The following is a 19,580-nucleotide window of genomic DNA, read 5'->3' as shown; positions in this document are numbered from 1 at the left end:
TTGATTTTCATTGAGTATGAGTTACAGTTACTTCTCCAGTTCGGTAATCCAGTTGAAGCCCCTTTTGAACATTGGGAACTAGAACATTAAATTCCAATTCTCCATCTGAAGACTTGGCTTCAATCTGTGAAGCTGAAGGAACTAAATCCTCGTTTGAAGCGTAGTAAAGGGTTACACGGTAACGGACACGCTTGTTTTGGTCCAAGGCTTTACGCACCTTACTTTCATAGTAGTTTTGACCAGTCGAATCCTCGGCCTGCGCCTGATTTGCCCAGGCTGTCTGAACAGCAATGTTTTTAGGATTGCTTGTCGAGGCATCAAAACCATCCAAACCACCGATTAAGGCATAGCCTAACAGATGACCTCTATCGACTGCATGGGTATAAGAGCCCTTTAGATTCTTGACCTGATGCCAGCCTGGAGGAGTCCATGAAGTCGAACCATTCCCAGTTTCTTCACGATTCTTGTACTGACGAGTAGCCTTAGACAAGAGGGCATTAGCCACGGTTGGTACGGTCTCCTTGCCCACCGTCTTTGTTTTATTATCAGCGTAGGGCTTACTTGAAACCTTGGCATTTAGGTTTGTTTTATTACCATTGACGATAAAAGCACCTGATCCGTTCCACTCCAGACTCCCTTTTACTTGGTTTTTGACTGCGTCTGTTAAGACACTCTCTGCCAATGCTTGACTAGGAGCTTCAGACGCTTGTTTTTTCTGACTAAGCTTGGTTTTAGGACTATTAGGTGCCGACTGCATCTGCTTGATATAATAGCTCCCTGTAGACAAAAGCAATAACACTAGCAGTCCGATTAGTGTCTGTCTTGTTTTTTTGTTCATATTTCTCCTTATCTTTAGAAAAAGGCTGGTTCTCCAGCCTAATTTCCTGTAAATTTATGAATCAATTCCTGCCATTTTGCTGGAGACAGGATAGCCCATGGATCTTGACCCTTGCCCAAGATTCCATAACCGACCATTAGACCGATTCCTAGAGCCAGAGCACCTAAAATCAGTACCAGGATGACTAAAAGTAAACGCTTGACTACGTAACCTGATTTCTTATTCATCTTCATCACTTGCCTCAATCCGCTGAATCTTAGCGCCTAGCTGCGCCAATTTCTCATGGAAACGGTAGTAACCTCTATCCAAGTGAACCAATTTACCAACTACAGTTTCTCCCTGTGCTACCAAACCTGTCAAAATCAAGGCTGCGCTGGCACGAAGGTCAGTAGAAAGAACTTCCGCTCCCTGCAAAGGTTGCCCACCAACAATACGAGCTGTATCACGGATAATCTCAGAATGCAAGCCCATGCGGCGCATCTCTTCTAGGTGTTGGAAACGATTTTCGAAAACTGTCTCCACCATGGTTGATTCGCCTTTTGCAACTGTCATCAAGGCTGTAAATTGAGCCTGCATATCTGTTGGAAATCCTGGGTGGGGCAAGGTTTTCACATGAACAGCTTTTAGATTTTCTAGTTGAGAGCGAACTCGAATTCCCTCAGTCTCCTCTGTCACTTCCACTCCCATTTCAAGCAATTTGGCAATCAAGGGACGGTTGTGCTCCCAAACAGCGTCTTTAATCAAGACATCACCACCAGTCATGGCAGCAGCTACCATAAAGGTTCCTGCTTCGATACGGTCTTGGACTACGTTGTGAGTCGTACCATGAAGTTTCTCAACACCAGTAATGGTAATAGTCTCTGTACCAGCACCTTTGACCTTGGCTCCCATTTCATTAAGGAGAATGGCTAAGTCAACAATCTCAGGCTCACGCGCAGCATTCTCAATCACTGTCACCCCATCAGCCAGAGTCGCTGCCATCATCAAGTTCTGCGTTGCACCAACACTTGGAAAGTCCATATAGATATGAGCGCCATGCAAGCGTTCTGCCTTGGCTTCGATGTAACCAGCTGTCTGACTAATCTTAACCCCCATAGCTTCCAGACCTTTCAAATGAAGATCGATAGGACGGCTACCAATCGTACAACCACCTGGCATGGATACTTTGGCATGACCTACACGGGCAAGGATTGGCCCTAATACAACGATGGAGGCACGCATCTTGCTGACATACTTGTAAGGGGCTTCCTCAGTGATGTCGCCAGTAGCATCCACCTCAACAAGATGGGCTTCCTCATCAAAGTCAACCTTGGCATTCAAACCACGAACCACCTGATTCATAATAAAGACATCCGACAAGATCGGTACATTCTGTAAGACTGTCTTTCCTTCACTTGCTAGAATAGTCGCTGCCAACAAGGGCAAGACTGCATTCTTTGCCCCTTCGATGGTTACACTTCCTACCAGACGATTATCGCCACCTTGAACCACAATTTTGTCCATACTCGTTTCCTTTACTCTTGATTTTATAATAATCCTCTAAGCGCTTCTTGCCACAACTGATACAGGCTGATAAAGAAAGAACTCAGGATGTAGCCCATGACAATGCTGAAAAGAGCTAGCAATAAACGAACTTTTCTTGTATTCTCATCTGTCACTTTTAAAACCTTTTCCCATCTAACAAGATCCTTTAGAAGGTAAAAACTCACATAAATAAAGAGCGTGTGACTGCTTAGAGTGAATAATAATTGAACCATTTGACTATTATACCATCTTCTCTGTTTGCGCGCTAGTTTGGAAACTTCACTTAAAAACTAGGGATTGTTTTTCAAGTAATCAATTGCATCTTGTAGGGTTTTAACGGGCACGATTTTCATATCTGTCTTGATTGTTTTGGATGATTCTAGGGCTGTTTGGTAGTTGTTTTTTGCATCCGGGTGTGCTTTTTGTTCTTCTTCGCTAACAGGATTATCAGGGGCAAAGAAAATAGCGGCACCTGCCCTAGCCGAAGCTACAACTTTTTTATCAATACCTCCAATATCCCCCACATTCCCATCGCGGTCAATGGTACCTGTACCAGCAACAATACGACCATTACGAAGATCTGGGTGAGCTATTTGAGTATAGATAGCTAGACTAAACATGAGACCAGCACTTGGGCCGCCAATACCAGCTGTTGAAAAACTAATTGGGACATCACTGGTTACTTCTGTACGGTCAATCAAGCCGATTCCAATTCCATTTTTGCCATTTTCCAAGGTGATAATCTTTCCTTCTGCAGACTTGGTTTGCCCATCCTCTTCATAGGTCACCTTGACGGAGTCCCCTAATTGTTGAGAACTGACGTAATCAATCAAGTCCTTGGAACTATCAAAGGTCTGATCATTGACTGCTGTGACCGTATCAGAGATATTGAGAATCCCTTTAAAGGTTGAATTATCCGTCACATTCAAGACATAAACCCCAAAGTACTTGAGCTCGATATCCTTACCAGCTGTTTTTAGACCTTGATACTTGGCCATATTTTGTGATGTTTGCATGTAGAATTGATTGATCCGCATAAATTCAACATCGGAAGAGCCACCTGTAGTCTCTTGGGCACTACGAATATCTGTAAAAGGCGTCAACCACGCATAAATCATATGGGCTAAAGTAGCGTGCTGGACACCAACCGTAACGAATTGATAGGCCCCAGCTTCCTTATCTTCTGTGTCATTGACTTTAAGAACTTGGCGAATATCTTCCGAACCACCTGGAACCTCTATATAGTAGGGCAAAGGCACTACAAATGCCAAGAAGGTCACAATCAAGGCCGCAATGACATATAAGGGCCATCTAATCTTTTTTTTCATTTCTTATTTCCTCCAAAATACTCTCGGGAACATAGCAAGCAATATCCTGACCAAACTTCAAAAGTTCTCTAACGCCTGATGAACTGATATAGAGATGTTCAGGTCGGCTATGTAAATAAATGGTTTCTATATCAGGAGACAGTTGATGATTGTAGTAATCAAAACTGGCTTCATATTGCAAATCCGCTGCATTCCTCAAACCACGCACTAGGCAAGTAGCCCCCAGTCTTTTCGCAACATCAACCACCAATTCATCATGAGAAGAGACGACTTCAACATTCCCCAAATCTTCCAAAGCCTTTTCTAATCCCCGTTTACGATTTTCGATAGGGAGAAATCCTTGTTTGTGGGGATTAAAAAAAATACCAACATAGAGCTTATCAAAAAGTCTGCTCGCCCGTTCAATCATATCCAGATGCCCATTTGTCATCGGATCAAATGAGCCTGTGAATAAGCCAATCTTATCTGACATAGACTGTCACCTTACTAATTCCATAAATCTTTTCCTTCCAGATACCCAGGCAGGCAATTTCTTCTGGAAGTTCAACGGCCTTATCCGTCTCACACACAACCATGATATCTTCAGAAAAAAGCTCTCTCTCAGCCATTTTTTCAATATCTGCTACCATTTGTTCCTTGGCATAAGGAGGGTCTAAGAAAATAAGGTCAAATTCCCCAGATACCTGCTCCAATGCCCTTTCTGCATCCATCTTGAGGAGTTGAAATTTTCCAACATCCTTGGTCATCTGGATATTTTCAGCCACGATGGTCTGAGCCTTACGGTCTCGCTCCACCAAAACAGCGCTGGACATGCCACGCGATACTGCTTCGATAGATAAACCACCACTACCTGCATAAAGGTCCAAGACTCGTCCCCCTTCAAAGTAGGGACCAATCATGTTAAAAATGGCGCCCCTAACCTTATCTGAAGTAGGCCTTGTCGTCTTGCCCTCTAGTGTCTTGAGGGGACGTCCCCCATAGATTCCTGATACGATTTTCATACTGTTTATTATACCAAATTATAGACAAAAAGAGAAAGAAAACCGAACCTTGCGGTTCGATTCTCTACAAAATATTTTCGTAAGTATCGCGGACTTCTTGAGGCCAAACACTTGTTTGCACTTCTCCGATGTGTCTCTTGCGAAGTAGGAACATGGCCATACGAGATTGTCCAATTCCTCCACCGATTGTCAATGGGAATAGGCCGTTCAACAAAGCCTTGTGCCATTCCAATTCCAAGCGGTCTTCATCACCTGTGATGGCAACCTGACGGCGAAGGGTTTCTTCATCTACACGAATCCCCATAGAAGACAACTCAAAGGCTCCACCCAGAGATTCATTCCAGACAAGAATATCACCATTTAGACCCTTGTAGCCATTTTCAGACTCGCTTGTCCAGTCATCATAGTCTGGTGCACGTCCATCGTGCGGTTTACCATCTGGCAACTCGCCACCGATACCAATCAAAAAGACGGCTCCAAATTCTTTACAAATCGCATTTTCACGTTCTTTCGGTGTCAAGTCTGGGTAGCGTTCTACCAATTCTTCTGTATGAATAAAGGTGATTTGTTTTGGCAAGATAGACTCGATGTCATAACGGGCTTCAACAGCTAGCTCAGTCAGGCGAATAGCCTTGTAAATCTTCTCAACTGTTTCTTTTAGGTAGGCAATGTTTCGTTGTCCATTTGGGATAACCTTCTCCCAGTCCCACTGGTCAACATAAACAGAGTGGGTTGCATCCAAGGAATCCTCATCTGGACGAAGGGCTTTCATGTGGACAAAGAGACCCTCTCCTTCACCAAAGCCAAAACGAGCCAAGGTGTGGCGTTTCCATTTAGCAAGGGAGTGCACCACCTCATAAGTAGCATCAGGGATTTGGAGAACCTTGACCGATACGGCATTCTCCACACCTGATAAGTTGTCCTGCATCCCATCACCGACCCTACTCAAGATAGGACCTTGAACTTCGACAACTTCTAACTTATCTTTCAAATACTGGGTAAAAGTATTTTTGACAAAGGAAATTTCTTCTTGTTGGTGGATAAAACTTTTCTTCATAGGCTACTCCTCAAAAATTAGTTAAAAACATTATACACCTATTTCCAAGAAAAGAAAAGAGAAAATTTAAAAAAATCAGTGTCACTCAAAACACTGATTTTATAGACCTTTTAATCATTACGACCAAAGATACGTAAAATACTTAGGAAGAGATTGATAAAATCAAGATAGATACTGAGAGCCATTGACACCACCCAGCCTGTCGCTACACGACCTTGCGATTGTTCATAGACAAGGCGAATTTTTTGGTTATCCCAAGCAATCAGTCCTGAGAAAACCAAGACCATGGCTACGCTAATCATATAATCAAAGAAACCACTAGACAAGAAAATATTGACTATCATAGCAATAATCAAACCGATCAGAGCCGCCATCATAGCTCGACCAAGACCGCTCAAATCTTTCTTGGTGAAGATACCAACTGCAGCCATGACAAAGAAGAGAAGGGCGCTCGATACAAAGGCAGATAAAACTGTACCCGGAGTATAGAAGGCTACCACAAAACTAAGGGTAAAACCGTTTAAAACAGAGTATAGCAAAAATACTGGAAGAGCAGCTGGACTATTTCTTGAAGCCATGCTACTGGCAACGAAAACCAAGGCCAATTCTGCAAAGGTTGCAATGGTCAACCAGAGACGCCCCTGCATCAAAAAGTAAAGCAACTGAGACTGAAAGACCGTCAACATAAGGCCTGATACCAAAGCAGATAGTCCGATTCCCAGACCAACAAAGGCATATACCTTAGCGTAAAATTGATTGAGACCTACACGGTCATGTATAATAGTGTGATTCATCTTTTCTCCTTTTCTATGAACATCTTTCCTTGATTATAACAAAAAAAGTTAAAATTAGCTTAAATGGAAAATCAAAATACCAGCTGCAATGGCAACATTCAAACTCTCCGCCTGCCCCTTCATGCTAATATGGACCAACTGGTCTGCACTTTCAGCCATAAAGGGACTAATTCCTTGGCCCTCATTTCCCATGACTAGTACAAAATTTTCTATAGGAGGCAGTTCTCTGTAATCAACAGAATCTTTAGATAGGGTTGTAGCTAGCACAGGGATAGCTGCCTCTTTGGTTTCCTTAAGGAGCGCTTGGCTAGTCATCCGGTAAATAGGCAGATGAAAATGACTGCCTTGCATGGAACGTAAGGTCTTGAGACTGTAGATATCTGCCGATTTATCTGAAACAATCACTCCTGTAAAGCCTGCTGCATCCGCAGTTCGAATGATGGTTCCTACATTACCAGGATCTTGCACATCTTCCAAAAACAAGAACTTGCCCTGACTCAAATCAGCTTGTCCTACTTCTTCTTTTTGAACCACCGCAACAATTCCCTGTGGGGTCTGAGAATCCGCCAAATCTAGCAAAATATCCTCTGACACCCAGACAGTTTGCGGAAAAGCAGCTAACTGATCTCGGTAATTTTCTAGGGCAAAGATTTTCTCAATCGTCACTCCAGCTTGGACAGCTTCTTCAAACAAGTGCCAGCCTTCAATCAAATAAGCAGACTTGCGGTATTTTTTTTGGTGTAATTTCTTGGCATTTTTTACCACAGAATTGGCTTTTGAGCTTATAATAGTCATAGAAATATTATAACACAATCAAAGGGGTTTGGTATGCAAAAGGTTAGAATGATTGCCCAAGGTAGGGTGCAAGGAGTCGGCTTTCGTTGGGGTGTTTACAGCTTGGCACTTGAAATTGGTGGCATCACAGGTCGGGTATGGAATAACGACGATGGCACAGTGGAAATCTTAGCCCAAGCAGACTCATCTGCTATCATGGCAAAATTTATCCAAGAAATCCGAAAAGGACCGACACCTTTTTCAAAAGTAAGCTACTTAGATGTCAAACTAAGCAACTTTCCTCCCTACTCTGACTTTAAAATCGCAAATTAGGTCTCCAGAACTATTGTATATTTTGTAAAAAAACAGTAGAATAGAAAGGTATAATTTTTAAAGAAGGAATAAAAACAGTGAAATCTATTAAACGTTTTGCATTCTCGGCTATGGGAGTGGCTATGTTGCTTGTCTTGACTGGCTGTGTCAATGTCGATAAAACCACAGGTCAGCCAACAGGATTTATTTGGAATACGATCGGAGCGCCTATGGCTGAAGCCATCAAGTACTTCGCTACTGATAAAGGTCTAGGCTTTGGTGTCGCTATCATTATCGTAACCATTATCGTACGCTTGATTATCTTACCACTTGGTATCTACCAATCATGGAAGGCAACGCTTCACTCTGAAAAGATGAACGCTCTCAAGCATGTCCTTGAGCCACACCAAACACGTCTCAAAGAAGCAACTACTCAAGAAGAAAAACTCGAAGCCCAACAAGCCCTCTTTGCCGCTCAAAAAGAGCACGGCATCAGCATGTTTGGTGGTGTAGGATGTTTCCCTATCCTCCTTCAAATGCCTTTCTTCTCTGCTATCTACTTTGCTGCCCAACATACTGAAGGGGTTGCTCAAGCAAGCTACCTAGGCATTCCTCTAGGTTCTCCAAGTATGATTTTGGTTGCCTGTGCTGGTGTCCTTTACTATCTTCAATCGCTCCTTTCACTTCACGGAGTAGAAGATGAAATGCAAAGAGAACAAATCAAGAAAATGATTTACATGAGCCCACTCATGATCGTCGTCTTCTCCCTCTTCTCACCAGCTAGTGTCACACTTTACTGGGTTGTCGGTGGTTTCATGATGATTCTCCAACAGTTTATCGTCAACTATATCGTTCGTCCAAAACTTCGCAAAAAAGTCCGTGAAGAACTAGCCAAGAACCCACCAAAAGCAAGTGCTTTCTCTAAACCAAGTGGACGAAAAGACGTTACCCCTGAACAACCAACTGCTATCACAAGCCAGAAAAAACACAAAAATCGCAACGCTGGAAAACAACGTTCGAGATAAGAAGAAAAAGGCTTAGCTGATTTGCTAAGTCTTTTTGCAAGTCAAAAGCCCGATGTTTCCATCAGGCTTCTTTTCTATCCATGTACACGTTTCGTATAGTCTTGGTAACTTTCGGTATCCATGAGTTGTTTAGCGTTCTTAACGCGGTCTGCTGTTGGTGGTTTAACCCCTTCGAGGGAATAGGGAATTCCCAATTCACGCCATTTAAACTCACCCATGGTGTGATAAGGCAGAATTTCAAACTTATCCACATTTTTAAGAGTCTTGACGAACTTACCAAGTTCAATCAAGTCATCGTCTCTGTCTGTCAATCCTGGAACTAGCACGTGGCGAATCCAGACAGGTTTTCCAATATCTGATAGATACTGGGCACAGGCCAAGATATTTTTATTGGTTTGGCTAGTAACAATCTTGTGCTGTTCTTCGTTGATTTCCTTGATATCTAAGAGAACCAAGTCAGTGACAGCCATGAGTTCGTCAAACTTTTCAAGGTAACGTGGTTTATTACGGAAAGGAAGGGCACAGGTGTCCAAGGTACAGTGGATTCCTTGTTCCTTAGCCTTGGTGAAAAGGGCAATCAGGAAATCAATCTGCAAGAGTGCTTCTCCTCCGCTGACTGTAATCCCGCCCTTATTTCCCCAGAAACCACGGTAGCGCAAGGCTTCTGTCAAGACATCATCTACCGTCCGTTCACGTGATTTATTGGACTCCATAGCCCAAGTATCTGGGTTATGGCAATACTGGCAACGCATGTGACAGCCCTGTAAAAAGATAATAAAGCGAATACCAGGGCCATCTACCGCCCCAAAACTTTCTGTCGAATGCACCATTCCTGTCACTTGTCCATAATCAATTGTTTCTTCAGACATATCGTTACCTTCCTTGAAAACGTTTTATAGTTTTATTATATCACGACTTGAAGGAAAAACAAGATTTTTACCTATTTTTTAGAAAGCAATCTGTTTTTCAATTTCATTTTCAATCTATTCTCAGATTATTCTTCAAAATCAAAACCATACAAGGTTGCAAAATAGTCTTCAGGGCGCTCTGCACGGCGGATTTGACGGGCTTTGCCTTCTTCAGTATAAAGGATTTCCGCAGAACGAAGTTTGGCATTGTACTGGTAGCCCATTGAAAAACCGTGGGCACCTGTATCATGAATGACCAGCAAATCACCGATTTCTGTATGAGGAAGTTCGCGATTGACTGCAAATTTATCATTGTTTTCACAGAGTGAGCCAACCACATCTACCGCTTCAGCTGGTCCATCTGGATGGGTCATGTTGCTAATATGGTGATAGGCTCCGTACATAGCTGGACGCATGAGGTTGACTGCTGATGCATCCACACCTAGATAGGTACGGTAGGTTTTCTTCTTATGAGTGACTCTTGTGACTAAAGCACCGTGAGGTGCCAGCATAAAACGACCCAATTCGGTGAAAATCTTGACCTGACCAAGACCTGCTGGCGTAAGAACCTCTTCATACACCTTACGAACTCCCTCACCAATCAAGGCGATATCATTTGGCTCCTGCTCAGGACGATAGTTGACTCCAATACCCCCGGAAAGATTGATAAAGTCTAGTGAAATACCCAGCTTTTCCTTGATTTCAACAGCCAATTCAAAAAGCTGACGCGCCAACTCTGGATAATAGAGATGGGTGACAGTATTGGATGCTAGAAAGGAGTGAATCCCAAAAGTCTTGGCTCCTTTTTCCTTCAAGATGGCAAAGGATTCAAAGAGTTGATCCTTGGTCATACCAAACTTAGCCTCCCCAGGATTATCCATAATGTCTGTCCCCAGTTCAAAAACGCCTCCAGGATTATAACGACATGAGATGATTTCTGGAATGCCTGCTGCTCGCTCCAAATGTTCAATATCTTCAAAGGCATCCAAGTTAATGATCGCACCTAATTCACGCGCATAGGCATATTCCTTATCTGGCGTATTGTTTGAAGAGAACATAATCTCAGAACCAGGGAAATCCAGTTTATGGCTCATCAAAAGCTCTACGTAACTAGAGCAGTCCACACCACAGCCTTCCTCTTGGATAATTTTCAAAATAGCTGGGGTTGGAGTAGCCTTAACTGCAAAATATTCCTTAAAGCCCTTGTTCCACGAAAAGGCTTGGTTGACGGCTCTTGCCTTCTCACGAATTCCCTTCTCATCATATAAGTGAAAGGGAGTTGGGAACTCGGCTACAATCGCTTCTAAGTCTTCTTTATTAATAAATGGTGTTTTCATAAGTTTCCTTCTATTCTATTTGCAAAGAAAGGCTGGGACAACCGTTCCAACCTTTATCCTTTATTCTTCTGTGTCAAAAATATTACCAATCTCAACATCGATGGCTTGGTTCTTGACATCAATATTGGTTACCTTCAAGAGTGACTTGTATTCAAACTGCTTTTCACGTTCTTCTTGGGCATTGTCCGCAAAGACCGCTACACCTGCCAATTCTGAGTCGAATTCGCGCAAGAGACTAATCATCCCATTGACAGTTCCGCCGCCTTTCAAGAAGTCATCCACAATCAAGACACGGCTACCTGCCTTGAGACTCCGTTTTGAAAGGAACATTTTCTCGATACGGTCACCACTTGAACCGGATACATAGTTGACGCTAACCGTTGAACCTTCGGTAATTTTCAGGTCACGGCGCACAATGACAAAAGGGACATTGAGGACATTGGCAACTGCATTTGCAAGTGGCACACCCTTGGTTGCTACTGTCATAACCGCGTCAATTTTTTGATCCATAAAGCTCTTGGCAATAATGCGACCAATATTTTTCAAGATGGCTGGTGTGCTAAGTAAATCAGACAGGTAGATGTAGCCACCTGGCAAGATACGGTCACTTTCTGACAACTTGGCACGCAAGTCTTCAACCATTTCCTTAGCATCATGGTTTGAGATTGATGGTGTAAAGATAACACCTCCGCCAGCCCCAGTCACAGTCTGGATGTGACCGATTTCGATTTCCTCAAAGGCGCGTTTGATAATGACGATATCTTCTGAGATGGATGATTTAGCAGATTCATACTTTTCAGCAAAAGTATTGAGACTAGTTAGTTTATAAGGATGATTAATCAAATAGTTGGAAATGACAACCATCCGATCACTTCTTCTTAATTTCATTTCTATTTCCTATTCCATTTTTATTCAAAAAATCAAAAAGCAAACTAGAAAGCTGGTCACTGGTGGTTCAAAACACTGTTTTGAGATTGTCGATAGAACTGACAAATCCTGTAATATACCTGCATATATACATACGACAAGGCGATACTACCCTAGTTTGAAGAGATTTTCGAAAAGTATTCATTTTTGTCTTTTACTTATTATACCATATTCACAGAAAAAAACGAACATTCTTATTCTAAAAAATGTTCATTTTTCTTAAATTATAAATCTAAACCTGGTTTATAGAAGGAACGATTGTCCATAGCGAAGATTTTATTGGTCATCTCTCCTTTATCCACCAAAGCCAGAGCTGTTGACATCATCATCATGCTGGCATCCAGATTGTCAATCATATGAATAATCTCTGCTTCCATAATGCGTGGACGGACTGGGCTTCCATACTCAAGTAAGCCGTGGTGACTGAGGATGACGTGACGAAGCAAAACGACTTCTTCCTTGGTATCATCGATGCCGAGTTCCATAACCGTCTTGGTAATTTCGCTATCAATGAGAGCGATATGTCCAAGAAGATTGCCTCGCACTGTATACTCAGTCTGTTCTGGTTCCGTCAACTCGATAACTTTGGCCAAGTCATGCAGCATAATTCCCGCATAGAGCAGGCTCTTATTGAGCCGAGGATAAATATTGCTAATGGCATCTGCCAAGCGCACCATGGTCGCCGTATGATAGGCCAAGCCTGTTTCAAAGGCATGGTGGTTGGTCTTGGCTGCTGGATAGGAGTAGAATTCCTTATCATACTTGGTGTAGAGATTTCGGACAATCCGTTGCCAGACAGGATTTTCAATTTTGAAAATCATTTGCGACATGTAGTCACGAATTTCCTTGATATCAACCGGTGGCTTGACCTTGAAATCAACTGGGTCATTGGGTTCACCAGCTTGCGGCAGGCGGAGAGTGATTTGATTGACCTGTGGAGTGTTGTTATAAACTTCTCGGCGCCCTTTCATGTAGACAACCCTACCTGCGGTAAAGGCCTCAATGTTATGAGGTTGGGCATCCCAGAGCTTCCCCTCAATCTCGCCACTATCATCTTGGAAGGTAAAGGCTAGGTAGTTTTTCCCAGCTCGAGTTTGCCTCAGGTCAGCTGATTTGATTAAGTAAAAACCTTCAAACAGCTCATCTTTTTTCATGTGACTAATCTTCATATTCTTCCTCATTTTCTTGGAAATGGAGTAGATCAAGCGCAGGCTCACCTTCTGACAACTCAATGTGACGGAGCGTCCGCTCGATAGCTGTGGTACGACGGTTTAATAATTCATCAATATTGCCAGAGGCATGTTGGAGATGTTTTTGTGCCTTTACCAGAATACCACCAAACTTGCCAAACTCGGTCTTGACGCTGGCAAGAGTCTTACTGATATGGTCGGCACTCTTTTGGATATTGAGAGTTTTGAATCCAACTGATAGGGAGTTAAGAAGGGCTGATAGGGTACTTGGACCTGCAACAATAATCTGCTCTTCCCGCCTCAAATCATCAAAGAAGACAGGATTGCGGACAATTTCTGAGTAGAGACCTTCTGTTGGGACAAACAAAACTCCAAAATTGGTCGTCCGAGGTGGTGCTATGTACTTGCTCTTAATATCCTTTGCAAAGCGTTTGACGCTTGCTAAGAGTGACTTACGACAGCGTTCGATTTCGTCCTTGTCACCTGCTTCATAGGCTTCTTCTAAGCGATAATAATCTGCCAGTGGAAACTTAGAGTCAATCGGTAAGTAGACATATTCTTGGTCGCCTTGTCCGGGTAACTTGATGGCATACTCCACTCGTTCACTGGAGTTTTCAACTGTTGCGTATTCTCGTTCGTACTGGGCAGGGGTCATGATATCCTCGATGATTTGCCCCAGTTGCAATTCTCCCAGAATCCCTCGTGTCTTGGTTCCAGAGAGAACCTTGTTGAGGGCGCCGACATCGCGGGCAACTGTCTGCATTTCCCCCAGGCCACGATTGACCGACTCCAGTTGTTTGGAAACTGTCTCAAAGGAAGCCTGCAAGCGTGTCTGCAAGGTCTTTTCTAGTTTTTCCTCGACTGTCTGGCGCATTTGTTCCAAACGTTGCTCGTTTGATTCCTGCAAGGCTTGGAGACGTTGGTCGGTCTTATCTCTGGTTTGGAGGAGATTATCTGTCATTTCTTGACGGACTTGCGTCAGACCTTGGTGCAATTCGATTCGCACTTCTTGCAAACGGTCGCTGACAGCTACTTCCAAGTCTTTTTGATCTAACTGCCTGGCTTGTCTGGCTTGTTCAAAACGGTAATCCAACTGGTCTGACAAGTGATCTGCCTGATCCTCCAAGCTCTTGCTGAGATGTTTTTCCTGCTTATCTTGTCTTTGCCAAATCAGAAAGAGGCCAGCTAGGTTGGCAATCAATAATAGAACAAGTAAACTTTCCATCCTACCTCCTGTCCTTACTATGCAGCACGACCACATAGCCATCTGGGCAAGTCACCGACACTTCCCTATCTATATATTCGTTAGAAGCGTACACTTTTTTAAAGAAAAAATTTTCCTCTGTCAACTCATACTTGGCACCAATAATAGTCAGCTGGCTATCCCGAACTGGCATAAAGGCTAGGTAGTCATAGTCTGAACGAGGTTCTAGCTGACTGGTTCCTTCTGGACAATAGGAAATCAAGTTTTGTCCATCTTCAATCGCTATCTGGCGCATATAGGGCGCCAACTTGGGATTACTAGGCAGAAAGACATTAGCCAGCATATGGTCAATACGACCACCCAAAGCACCGAAAATAGTGACCTGAGCCTGAGGATTTTGCTCAAAGATAGTCAAGAGAGCCAATTCCAAATCAGTATCATCTTTTTCTGGTCGGGCTTGAACAAAATGCTGGGCACGTTTTTGAATCACCTGTCGCTCTTCTTCGGTCACAGAATCAAAATCCCCAACCGCTAGAGCAATAGGAAGGTTTTCTTCCAGGACCCATAGCGAGCCCCGATCCACACCAACAAAACCATCAAAGTCCGTCCGATAATGACCACGGTCTCCGCCTGCAAAAACGGCAACCCTAGTCCAGTTGTTTTCTGAGAGTTTGTACTCGCTCATTGACATCTCCCTTAAAGACATAGGAACCTGCTACAAAAACGGTCGCACCAGCTTCTTTGGTTTGAGCAATCGTTTTATCATCAATCCCACCATCCACTTCAATCTCAAATTTCAAACCTTTTTCCTGACGAAGAGCAACCAACTCACGGACCTTATCCATGGTCTCTGGTAGAAAGGCTTGCCCACCAAAGCCTGGGTTAACTGTCATGACTAAGACTTGGTCAACTAGGTGAAGGACGTGCTTAATGGCCTCGACAGGCGTACCAGGATTAATGACAACCGAAGGTTTGACACCTAGTAAGCGAATTTTTTGGAGGGCCCCATGAATATGAGGCGTTGCTTCCACATGGATGCTGATGATATCCGCACCTGCACGCGCAAAGTCTTCCAGATGATGTTCAGGATTAGCTATCATCAAGTGGCAGTCAAAGACCATCTTACTATGAGGACGAAGGCTCTCGACCACACCTACACCAAAACTGATTTGTGGCACAAAATGACCATCCATGATATCGATATGGGCATACTCTGCCCCAGTTGCTTCTAGGCGCTTGATTTCACGTTCAAAGTTGGCATAATCTGCTGCCAGAATTGACGGAGCAATCTTGTATTGAGACATAGGTTTCTCCTTATTTTGGAATTTTTTTGCTGACTTTTTTGTAGGTTTCTCTACGATTTTCAATCTCACTGAGGAATTGCAGGTAGTTGTCAAAACGGAAGGGCGCAATGGTACCTTCTTCAACTGCTGGTTTGACAGCACAGGACGGCTCATGGGTATGGGTACAAGTACGGAACTTGCAGTCTCGACTAACACTAGCAATCTCTGGAAAGGCCTGATTAAGGTCTTCCGCCCTTGATACTTCATAGTCCAAGGATGAAAAGCCTGGTGTATCTGCGATTTTACCCCCATTGAGGTTGTAAAAACTAACAGTTCGAGTGGTATGGCGACCGCGCCCCAGACTGTCTGAGATTTCTCCTGTTTCAAGGTTGAGGTCCGGTGCGATTTTATTGAGAAGAGTTGACTTTCCAACACCTGTCTGCCCCATAAAGACCGTAACCTTGCCTGTTAACAAAGGCAGGAGTTCCTCTTTACTGGTCACAAAGTCATAGCCGATGTCACCATAAGTCTGTTGGTAAAAATCCAGTTCTCCTCTATCTTCCAACAAATCCATTTTGGAAATATAGACGATGGGATGAATACCCTTGTGCTCCAAAAGAACCAAGAAACGATCCAGCAAATTGCTGTTAAAATCAGGTTCCTTGACGGACATGATTACTACAGCTTGGTCAATATTGACAATGGGCGGACGGACCAGACTGTTTTTCCGTTCGTGAATTTTGAGAATGTAACCCTCTGAATTTTCCTCGGCAGAGAAATCGACCCAGTCCCCAACGTAAGGGGTATGCCCTTTTTTACGAAAATTTCCACGCGCGCGTGTTTGATAGACCTGACCATCACTCTCTACATAGTAGAACCCAGCCAAGGCTTTAATGATTTGTCCTTGCAAAATAACTCCTTTAAAATTGTTAGTTCCATTATAACAAAAAAAAGCTATTTTAGCTTAGCTTCTCTTTACAATTTCGATAAATCTATTCTAAAAGAAAAAGATACACTCACGCTTTAGATACAAAGTTTTATACAAAAATAACGAATCTACCTCCTTATATAAAAACAGGCGAACAGAGAGCCTAAAACTCCCTGTTCGCTTTACTTTTTCTGTGTGTAATAGAAAAAACCTAATAAAGCAAGACAAAAAATATGAATATAAACTCCATACATCATGTGGGGAAAGACAGACTCTATAAAATAGCCTGGTAGATAGATGATTGGAAATTGATAGAAATCATAGGTCGTTAGAGATAGTAAATAAAGAGCATACATAAATACTGCTACAATTAGAACCCATCCTTGCTTTCGCCATAGAAAAATCATCAATAAGAACAGACAAAGTAGATAGATTGACCAATTTCGCAACATAAATTGAAAACCATAAATCATACTTTCAGTCGTTTCTCCATCAATCACATCAACTACTTTATAGAAAGGTAAACAATAGCTCACTAAAAAAGAAGGGGACTAATTATTTTTTTCATATTCTCTACCATGGATTATTTTGCAAGTAAGCTGACCATCTATCTCCATATCGAATCAAATGAACAGTATAATTAGTTACTACCCGATTTTCACCTGGTCCAAGCTTAGAAAAACCTGTGCTATACTCCCAATTACTTCTTGCACCTGGATGAAACCATTTTTGCTGGGATGAATACCAACCATCTTGTCTAACTTCCACACTTGAAGATTCTATTTCGATATCCCTTTCATGGAAGTCAACTCCTCCACTTATTTTAGTAATATTTTTTTGTACACCTCCATCATAACTCACCCAGTGAACAACAGTATACAATTCCACACTATAAGTACTATCAAACTGACTTTGATGAGTAGTAATGTTTTGAGTATAAGCGTGCACTTTCTGTATACCAAAAATATGGTCTAATATATTCGTTGGTTTAGCAAGCTTATTGTAAGCCTCTTCAACAAAAGTAGCCTTCTCTAAATCAGCGGTATAAACAGTTTTTCCTTGTACTACTTGATTATTTATAGAAGTAATACGGCTATCCACAACAATGGGAGCCACCATATCTCCATTGCTAGTTTCTATTTTAGCTGCCTCTTTCACCTCATATACAACTCGATTTTCTTCAGACTGAATCACTTCTACCCCATTTTTTTCAGGTATAGATAATCTAGTTTGCCCATTAGAAACCGTTATATTTGGACCAATATTCTTCTCATTTGCATAAGTCGCAATAGGAAATCCTGATAGAACCACTGCAGACATAAGGCTATTGACTAATTTTTTTCTCATGAATATCTCCTTCCCATTTTCAAGAGAAGTAAAAATAGCTAATATAAGATGAACGTTTCCTTATATTTCAGAATAGGATATCTATCTGAAAGCAATTCACACTCCTATAGGTAACTGTTCCAAATCTTGGCTACATATATTTCAATAGTTTGCTACAAAAAACTCCTTTCTAAGTCTATTGAACATGCCCTTATTCACCTACTAATATAGCACAAAAATAAATAAATAAATAAATACAAGACTGTTTTTTCTACTAGTTTTATGATAAAATAGTATTGTTAGGGTAAATTTCATATATAAATGTCGAGTGAAAAATCGATGGGGCAGAATTCGGTAGACAAAGACTCGATTTCGTTGGTCCAGCCCCACAAGGCTAATCAGGTATTTCACGAGTTTAAAAATCTAATGAAGTGCCCAATCAACTACTGATTCATTGATTTAATACGAACTATAGTGGATTGAACCTAGAATAGTACACTAAGGATTCTAAAACGTTTCTAGAAATTAATTTGACTTTCCTAATCTCTTTGTTCATATCTTATTTCAATCTACTATATATACCAAGATGCTGGGACAAAAGTCTTTAAAATCAGAAAAACGCATATTATCAGGTGTTGGAAAACCTTGATAATATGCGTTTTATCATAGAAAGATCTACTTCATTTTTTACTAAAATTAAGTTTTTGTCCCTGCATCTTAGAGCCCTTGCCCTTTAAGTGCATCTGCTAGGCTGGCAAACTCTTCCAAGCTGAGAGCTTCCCCACGCACACTTGGTGACAAGCCTGCTTGATCCAAAGCCTTGGTCAGCTTGTCCTTGACTTCCTCAGTCTTGCCAAAGTAACCTGTCAGGTTATTCCATAAGGTCTTGCGGCGATGGGTGAAACTAGCCTTGGAAACCTTAAAGAAGAAGTTCTCATCTTCTACTTCTACAGCTGGCTCTGGACGGCGCACCATTTTCAAAATAGCAGAGTCCACGTTTGGCGCTGGCACAAATACCGTACGAGGCACGATAAAGGCAACCTTGGCTGTCATGTAATACTGCACCGCAATCGACAAGCTACCATAAGCCTTGGTATTTGGTTGAGCGGAGATCCGATCCGCCACTTCTTTTTGCATCATGACGACAAACTCACTAAAAGGAATGCCACTTTCAATCAAGTGCATGAGAATAGGCGTCGTGATGTAGTAAGGCAAATTAGCCACTACCTTGATTGGCAGGTCAGGATTTTTAAAATTCTGGATATGCTGCCCCAAGTCAACCTTGAGAATGTCCTCGTTGACCACGGTCACATTATCAAAATCACGCAGGGTATCTGCCAAAATTGGCACCAAACGGTGGTCAATCTCAAAAGCCATGACTTGAGCTGCACGCTCAGCCAGAAACTCCGTCAAGGCACCAATACCTGGCCCGATTTCAATGACATTGACCTGGTCATCAATCTCAGCCGTATCCACAATTTTTTGAAGGATATTGGTATCCGTCAAGAAATTTTGCCCAAAGGACTTTTTAAAGGTAAAACCGTGACGCTCCAGCACTGCCTTGGTCACGCTATAATCTGCAATTCTCATCTATTCTCTTTTCTATTATCTGTTACTTCTATTGTAACACATTCCCCTTGTATTTTGGGGGTGAAAATCATACCAAAAAACTATCTTTCCTCATGAAGAAAGATAGTCTTGAAAATCTTTAAAAGTGGCCTTAGCGCTTCTCTCGAAACATCCGTTCATACTCTTCGAAAATCTCTTCAAACCACGTCAGCTTCACCTTGCCGTAGATATATGTAACTGACTTCGTCAGTCTTA

At 42.3% G+C, this 19,580-nt stretch carries 22 protein-coding genes; 2 read left to right on the top strand and 20 right to left on the bottom strand.

All coding sequences use genetic code 11. The annotated features are described in order from the left end of the window. Positions 1-7: 7 nt before the first annotated feature. From endA to HT701_RS04290, 10 genes are all read right to left on the bottom strand, one after another. Positions 8-838 carry a DNA-entry nuclease EndA gene (gene endA / locus HT701_RS04335; protein WP_001036782.1) on the bottom strand — a complete coding sequence of 277 codons (831 nt, stop codon included), beginning with the start codon at positions 836-838 and terminating at the stop codon, positions 8-10. A 38-nt stretch (positions 839-876) separates the two neighbouring features. Further along, on the bottom strand, positions 877-1,065 hold the full coding sequence (locus tag HT701_RS04330) for a DNA-directed RNA polymerase subunit beta (protein ID WP_025169885.1): 189 nt from the start codon (positions 1,063-1,065) through the stop codon (positions 877-879). Next, positions 1,058-2,341 (bottom strand): UDP-N-acetylglucosamine 1-carboxyvinyltransferase, encoded by a 1,284-nt coding sequence (gene murA, locus HT701_RS04325; protein ID WP_138705182.1) that lies wholly within the window; start codon positions 2,339-2,341, stop codon positions 1,058-1,060. The genes HT701_RS04330 and murA overlap by 8 nt, the downstream gene beginning before the upstream one ends. A gap of 23 nt (positions 2,342-2,364) precedes the next feature. Then, positions 2,365-2,595, bottom strand: coding sequence for a DUF1146 family protein (locus tag HT701_RS04320; protein WP_080976830.1), 231 nt, complete (start codon positions 2,593-2,595; stop codon positions 2,365-2,367). A 57-nt stretch (positions 2,596-2,652) separates the two neighbouring features. Beyond that, positions 2,653-3,690, bottom strand: coding sequence for a SepM family pheromone-processing serine protease (locus HT701_RS04315; protein ID WP_138705407.1), 1,038 nt, complete (start codon positions 3,688-3,690; stop codon positions 2,653-2,655). Next, positions 3,674-4,162 (bottom strand): pantetheine-phosphate adenylyltransferase, encoded by a 489-nt coding sequence (gene coaD, locus HT701_RS04310; RefSeq protein ID WP_050262003.1) that lies wholly within the window; start codon positions 4,160-4,162, stop codon positions 3,674-3,676. Before coaD ends, HT701_RS04315 begins: the two co-directional genes overlap by 17 nt. Beyond that, positions 4,152-4,691 carry a 16S rRNA (guanine(966)-N(2))-methyltransferase RsmD gene (gene rsmD / locus HT701_RS04305; protein ID WP_050262004.1) on the bottom strand — a complete coding sequence of 180 codons (540 nt, stop codon included), beginning with the start codon at positions 4,689-4,691 and terminating at the stop codon, positions 4,152-4,154. The genes coaD and rsmD overlap by 11 nt, the downstream gene beginning before the upstream one ends. A 64-nt stretch (positions 4,692-4,755) precedes the next feature. Further along, positions 4,756-5,748, bottom strand: coding sequence for an aspartate--ammonia ligase (gene asnA, locus HT701_RS04300; RefSeq protein WP_050107540.1), 993 nt, complete (start codon positions 5,746-5,748; stop codon positions 4,756-4,758). A gap of 110 nt (positions 5,749-5,858) precedes the next feature. Further along, positions 5,859-6,542: a Bax inhibitor-1/YccA family protein gene (locus HT701_RS04295; protein ID WP_023933293.1), complete on the bottom strand. Its 684-nt coding sequence runs from the start codon at positions 6,540-6,542 to the stop codon at positions 5,859-5,861. Positions 6,543-6,596: 54 nt separating this feature from the next. Further along, positions 6,597-7,337, bottom strand: a complete 741-nt coding sequence (locus tag HT701_RS04290) for an RNA methyltransferase (RefSeq protein WP_138705406.1) — start codon at positions 7,335-7,337, stop codon at positions 6,597-6,599. Between the two features lie 33 nt (positions 7,338-7,370). On the opposite strand from HT701_RS04290, the gene HT701_RS04285 reads away from it, so the two are divergent. Further along, positions 7,371-7,649 carry an acylphosphatase gene (locus HT701_RS04285; protein WP_001174613.1) on the top strand — a complete coding sequence of 93 codons (279 nt, stop codon included), beginning with the start codon at positions 7,371-7,373 and terminating at the stop codon, positions 7,647-7,649. Between the two features lie 77 nt (positions 7,650-7,726). Next, positions 7,727-8,653, top strand: a complete 927-nt coding sequence (gene yidC, locus HT701_RS04280; RefSeq protein ID WP_100104504.1) for a membrane protein insertase YidC — start codon at positions 7,727-7,729, stop codon at positions 8,651-8,653. 74 nt (positions 8,654-8,727) lie between these two features. On the opposite strand, the gene pflA is transcribed toward yidC, so the two are convergent. The 10 genes from pflA to rsmA form a co-directional block, all read right to left on the bottom strand. Further along, a complete protein-coding gene (pflA, locus tag HT701_RS04275; protein ID WP_138705405.1) occupies positions 8,728-9,522 on the bottom strand; it encodes a pyruvate formate-lyase-activating protein in 795 nt (264 codons plus the stop codon). A 125-nt stretch (positions 9,523-9,647) separates the two neighbouring features. After that, positions 9,648-10,898, bottom strand: coding sequence for a diaminopimelate decarboxylase (locus HT701_RS04270; RefSeq protein ID WP_000856497.1), 1,251 nt, complete (start codon positions 10,896-10,898; stop codon positions 9,648-9,650). A gap of 60 nt (positions 10,899-10,958) precedes the next feature. Further along, positions 10,959-11,786 carry a pur operon repressor gene (purR, locus tag HT701_RS04265; protein ID WP_007284882.1) on the bottom strand — a complete coding sequence of 276 codons (828 nt, stop codon included), beginning with the start codon at positions 11,784-11,786 and terminating at the stop codon, positions 10,959-10,961. Positions 11,787-12,049: 263 nt separating this feature from the next. Continuing rightward, positions 12,050-12,994: a 3'-5' exoribonuclease YhaM family protein gene (locus HT701_RS04260; RefSeq protein ID WP_172931253.1), complete on the bottom strand. Its 945-nt coding sequence runs from the start codon at positions 12,992-12,994 to the stop codon at positions 12,050-12,052. Next, positions 12,984-14,240: a DNA recombination protein RmuC gene (locus HT701_RS04255; protein ID WP_023941425.1), complete on the bottom strand. Its 1,257-nt coding sequence runs from the start codon at positions 14,238-14,240 to the stop codon at positions 12,984-12,986. The genes HT701_RS04260 and HT701_RS04255 overlap by 11 nt, the downstream gene beginning before the upstream one ends. A 1-nt stretch (position 14,241) precedes the next feature. Then, the gene (locus tag HT701_RS04250; RefSeq protein ID WP_000006133.1) at positions 14,242-14,904 is read right to left on the bottom strand and encodes a thiamine diphosphokinase; all 663 of its coding nucleotides are present in this window, start codon (positions 14,902-14,904) and stop codon (positions 14,242-14,244) included. Then, positions 14,867-15,523: a ribulose-phosphate 3-epimerase gene (rpe, locus tag HT701_RS04245; RefSeq protein WP_172931252.1), complete on the bottom strand. Its 657-nt coding sequence runs from the start codon at positions 15,521-15,523 to the stop codon at positions 14,867-14,869. Before rpe ends, HT701_RS04250 begins: the two co-directional genes overlap by 38 nt. Before the next feature lie 10 nt (positions 15,524-15,533). Then, positions 15,534-16,412: a ribosome small subunit-dependent GTPase A gene (gene rsgA / locus HT701_RS04240; RefSeq protein ID WP_001161975.1), complete on the bottom strand. Its 879-nt coding sequence runs from the start codon at positions 16,410-16,412 to the stop codon at positions 15,534-15,536. A gap of 591 nt (positions 16,413-17,003) precedes the next feature. Then, positions 17,004-17,777: a cell surface protein gene (locus HT701_RS04235; RefSeq protein WP_172931251.1), complete on the bottom strand. Its 774-nt coding sequence runs from the start codon at positions 17,775-17,777 to the stop codon at positions 17,004-17,006. A gap of 696 nt (positions 17,778-18,473) precedes the next feature. Continuing rightward, positions 18,474-19,346, bottom strand: coding sequence for a 16S rRNA (adenine(1518)-N(6)/adenine(1519)-N(6))-dimethyltransferase RsmA (gene rsmA / locus HT701_RS04230; protein ID WP_172931250.1), 873 nt, complete (start codon positions 19,344-19,346; stop codon positions 18,474-18,476). Positions 19,347-19,580 lie beyond the last annotated feature (234 nt).

Source organism: Streptococcus sp. 10824 (assembly GCF_013276595.1).
In the GTDB taxonomy this organism is placed as follows: domain Bacteria; phylum Bacillota; class Bacilli; order Lactobacillales; family Streptococcaceae; genus Streptococcus; species Streptococcus pseudopneumoniae.
Note: the sequence above shows the minus strand (reverse complement) of the source record. Positions and strands in the feature narration are given on the sequence as shown.